Raw genomic sequence first — 5,066 nt, forward strand, 5'->3', positions numbered from 1 at the left:
CACACAGGCCTATGCCGAGCCGACGACGGCGACCGAGCAGCAGCTGGCCGCCATCTGGGCCCAGGTGCTCGGCCTCGCGCAGGTCGGCCGCCACGATAACTTCTTCGAACTCGGCGGGGATTCGATCACGAGTTTGCAGGTCCTCGCGAAGGCCCATCGTGAGGGCATCACGCTGACCCCGAGGCAACTCTTCGAACACCCGACCATCGCGTCGGCCGCCGTCGTCGCAGTGATCGGAGCCGTCGAGGCCATGCCCCCGTTGCCGGATGAAAAGCAGGCGGAGCGGATTGTGGACGTGGAATTGAGCGACGAGGAGATGGAGAACCTCTTGAAGGAGATTGGATAGGCATGCAGGCGAACAGGATCGAGCAGGGAACGGCCGAACGCACGGCGAGCGGCGGGCTCAAGAACATCGAGGCAATTTATCCGCTCTCTCCCATGCAGGAGGGCATGCTGTTCCACACGCTGATGAATCCCGGCACCGGCATCTACCTGATGCAGAACCGTTACTACGTAGAAGGGGAGATGGATGCCGCGCTGTTTCGGAAAGCCTGGGAACAGGTCATCGCACGTCATTCGATTCTGCGCACCTCCTTTGTCTGGAAAAGTCAGAAGCGTCCCTTACAAGCCGTACACAAGGAGATCGAGGTTCCGCTCGATGTCATGGACTGGCAGGGGAAGGACCGCGCGGAGCAGATGGCCGACCTTGACGCCCTGCTGCAGCAGGAACTGGAACAGGGGTTCGACTTCGGCAAGGCGCCGCTCATGCACCTGCGGTTGATCCGCCTGACCGATCGCACCTATCAGTTCGTGCATAGTTTCCACCACATCCTGCTCGACGAGTGGTGCATTTCGCCCTTGCTGATGGATTTCCTGGCCCACTACGAGGCCTGTGCTCAGGGCCTCGTCTGCCGGGCGGAGAAGCCCCGGCCCTATCGGGACTATATCGCCTGGCTGCAAAAACAGGATCTGGATGAAGCGAACCGGTTTTGGCGCGACTACCTGCGCGACTTCTCCACACCCACGCCGCTCGCCTACGACCGCCCGCCGCAAGGATTGGCCGATCAAAACGACGATGCGGCGGACCATTGCGTTCACTTGAGTCCCGACCTGACAGCGAGACTCACAACCCTGGCACAACAACATCGCGTGACGCCCAACACCTTCGTGCAGGGGGCCTGGGCGATCCTGCTCGCATATTACAGCGGAGAGCGGGACGTGTTGTTCGGGGTCACGGTGGCCGGTCGTCCGACCCAACTCCTGGGTGTCGAATCGGTGCTGGGGTTGTTCATCAATACCCTGCCTCTGCGGGTCTCGGTATCGCCGGAGCAGCCGGTGCTGGCCTGGCTCAAGGATCTGCTGGCGGAGAACATCCGGCTTCGCGAGTACGAATATACGCCGCTCATTCAGATTCAACGCTGCAGCGAGATTCCGCGCGGAGAAGCCCTCTTTCACAGCCTGTTCGTGTTCGAGAACGCGCCGGTCGATCCGGCGCTCTGCGAAGGACGGATCATGTTCCGGGCCGAGGAAGAGCAGTATCGGGTCCATACGAATTATCCCATGACCGTCATGGGCTGGCCTGGCAAGGAGCTGGGACTCAAGCTCTCCTACGACCGCCGGTTGTTCGATTCGGAGACGGTCCTCCGGATGATCGGGCACCTCAAACGCATCCTGGAAGGTCTCATCATGTGTCCGGACGCCCGCATCGGCGACCTGCCGTTGCTGGATCATGAGGAACGGGCAGCGCTGTTGGCGCATGGGACCGGCCAGACGGAAGGACCTCGGGACGACCGCAGTTTCGCGACGCGTTTCGAAGCGCAGGTGAGGCGGAACCCGCAAGCTGTAGCTGTGACCTGCGACGACCGGTCGTTGACGTATGAGGCGTTGAACCGCCGGGCCAATCGACTGGCCGATCGCCTGAGGACGGCCGGAATCGACCCGGACTCGATCGTGGCCTTGCTGGATGAGCGGGGTCCGGAACTCCTGACCATGATCGTGGGTTGTTTCAAGGCCGGCGCCGCCTATCTGCCCCTCGATCCGCACCATCCGGTCGCGCGCATCGCGCGGCTGCTGGAGTTGAGCCGCGTGGCTGTCGTCGTGACGTCGCATCGGCTGAAGGCCCACCTCGACCAAGCGTTGTCGGCGATGCCGGCAGCGTCCCGCCCGCTGGTGCTGACGTTGGACGACCTGTGCTCGGAGCAGGGGTGCGACGACGATCGCCCAGTACCCTCTCGGATGGATCAGCTGGCCTATGTCATCTACACCTCCGGGTCGACCGGCGTCCCGAAGGGGGCAATGGTCACGCTGGGCGGCATGCTCAACAACATGGAGAGCAAGCTGACCTCCCTGTCGATCGGGCCGACCGACGTGATCGCGCAGACCGCATCGCAATGTTTCGACATTTCCGTGTGGCAGTTCCTGACCGCGCTGCTCTGCGGGGCTCGGACCCACATCGTGTCCGATGAATTGGTTCGAGAGCCGTCACGGTTGCTCGGGCACCTGGACGAGGCCGGAGTCACCATCTATGAAGCCGTACCCGCGGTCCTGCAGGCCTTGCTGGATGCAGGCGACCGGTCTGAATCCCAGCGCAGGTTCTCACACCTGCGCTGGGTGCTGCCGACGGGCGAGGCCCTGCCGCCCGCCCTCTGCCGCCGCTGGTTTGAGCGCCACCCGAACATTCCCTTGATGAATGCCTACGGCCCGGCGGAATGTGCCGACGATGTGGCCGTTCATCCCATTCTGGCCCCGCCGCCCGAGGATGCTGTCCGGGTCCCGATCGGGCGGGCCATCCAGCACCTGCGGCTCTATATCCTCAATCGGTTTTTTGCGCCGGTACCTGTTGGCGTCTCGGGCGAACTGTGCATCGGCGGAGTCGGCGTCGGTCGTGGATATGTGGAGGATCGGCTCCGCACGGCGCAGGCGTTCGTGCCGGACCCTTTCTCAAATGAACCGGGGGCGAGGCTCTACCGCACCGGCGACCTGGCCCGCTACCGTCTCGACGGCACGATCGAATACGTGGGACGCATGGACCATCAGGTCAAGGTGCGCGGATTCCGTATCGAGCTGGGTGAAATCGAATCCTGTCTCACCGATCAAGACGAGGTCCGCGAAGCGGCGGTCATCGTCCGCGAAGATCGTCCGGGAGAGAGACGGTTGGCCGCGTATGTCGTGCCGCAGGACGGCCAGTCGATCGACAGCGAACGATTGCGCACGGCGCTTCAGACACAGCTCCCCGAGTACATGGTGCCGTCGATCTTCCTGACGCTCGATGCGTTGCCGCGGACACCGAACGGCAAGGTGGACCGGAAGGCCTTGCCCGCTCCCGACCTGGATGGCGCCGGCGGATCAACCTACGTGGCGCCTCGGAGCGTCACGGAAGAGTTGCTGGCCGGCATCTGGGCGGACATCCTCGGCCTGGAGCGGGTGGGGGTGCGGGACCATTTCTTCGAGCTTGGGGGCCATTCCCTCTTGGCCACCCAGGTGGTCTCCCGCATCCGGAGTGCGTTTCAGATCGAGCTTCCGTTGCGGGCCGCCTTCGAATGTCCGACCGTCGCCGACCTGGCCGCGACGGTGGATCGGGTTCGCGCGGAGGGAAACGGCAGACAGGTTCCCGCCTTGACGGCCGGGCGTCGAGAGGGGCCGGCTCCGTTGTCCTTTGCGCAACAGCGGCTCTGGTTCCTGGCGCAGCTGGAACCGGAGAGCTGGCTCTACAACCTCTCGTTCGGACTCCGACTCCGGGGGCCGCTCGATGTGGACGCGTTGCGTCGCAGTTTCGAAGCCGTCGCGATGCGACATGACCAGTTGCGCACACGGTTTCTCCGTGCCGAGGGCCGCCCGGTGCAAGTGACAGCGGAGTCTCCAACGCTTCCATTCGAGCGACAGTTCGCCGATCCGGCGCCCGGGGTTTCCTTGGACCAGTACGTCGCCGATCTGGCCGCAGATGAGGCTCGACGGCCGTTCGCCTTGGAAGGCAGCCTCTTATGGCGCGTGAAGCTGGTGCAATTGAGCGAGCAGGACCATCTGTTGCTCGTCACCCTGCACCATGCCATTGCCGACGGCTGGTCGTTGAATCTGTTGTTGTCGGACATGGTTGCGGCTTACGGCGCCTTGCGCGCGGATCAGCCCGTTCCGTTGATGACTTCAACGTTGCAGTACGCCGATTATGCGCAATGGCAGCGCGGGTGGATGACCGGCGATGTGCTGGAACGCGAGTTGGAATATTGGAAACGGACGCTCGCGGGGGCGCCCTCCATGCTGAGCCTGCAACCCGACCATCCGCGTCCCATCGTCCAGACCTTCCGCGGCGCGCGACACACCTTCACGGTCTCCCAGGAACTGACCTCCACGCTGCAGACACTCGGCCGCCGACAGGGCACCACCCTCTTCATGACCCTGCTTGCGGCCTTCCAGGTTCTGTTGCATCGCTACAGCGGTGAGGTGGATCTCTCCATCGGGACGCCGATTGCGAATCGCACCAGCCTCGAGACGGAGGAGTTGATCGGCTTCTTCGTCAACACTCTGGTGCTGCGTACCGACCTGAGCGGCAATCCGCGGTTCGTCGACCTCCTTGAGCGGGTGCGAGAAACGGTGCTGGGCGCTCAGGCCCATCAGGACGTGCCGTTCGAACAGGTGGTCGATGCGCTCAAACCCGAGCGTGATCTCAGCCATGCGCCGCTCTTTCAAGTGATGTTCGCCCTGCAGACGCTCGGGCGGCAGGCGATGGAGATTCCGGACCTCACGATCGAGGCGGTCGAGGTCGATCCCGGGAGTGCCAAGTTCGACCTGTCGTTGGAGATGACGCTGGCCCCGGAGGGACTCACCGGCTTTTTCGAATTCAATCTCGATCTCTTCAAACCGGCCACGATCGGCCGCATGGCCGACCATTTCCTCACCCTGCTTGCAGGTCTCGCGGCGGAACCGCAACGGAAGCTGGTCGAGTTTCCCCTGCTGGCGTCGGCGGAGTGTTCGCAGGTGGTGGGGGCGTGGAACCGGACGGGGCGGGCGTATCCGGCGGTGGCGGTGCCGGCGCTGATTGCGGCGCAGGCGGCGCGGACGCCGGAGGCCGT

At 63.9% G+C, this 5,066-nt stretch carries 1 protein-coding gene and 1 pseudogene; both read left to right on the forward strand.

The genetic code is table 11. The annotated features are described in order from the left end of the window. A pseudogene (locus tag NSND_RS00030) lies at positions 1-229 on the forward strand (phosphopantetheine-binding protein); the annotation flags it as partial. Positions 230-348: 119 nt separating this feature from the next. Next, the coding region (locus NSND_RS00035) for a non-ribosomal peptide synthetase (RefSeq protein ID WP_143833327.1) at positions 349-5,066 on the forward strand (4,718 nt) is incomplete at its 3' end.

Source organism: Nitrospira sp. ND1 (assembly GCF_900170025.1).
In the GTDB taxonomy this organism is placed as follows: domain Bacteria; phylum Nitrospirota; class Nitrospiria; order Nitrospirales; family Nitrospiraceae; genus Nitrospira_A.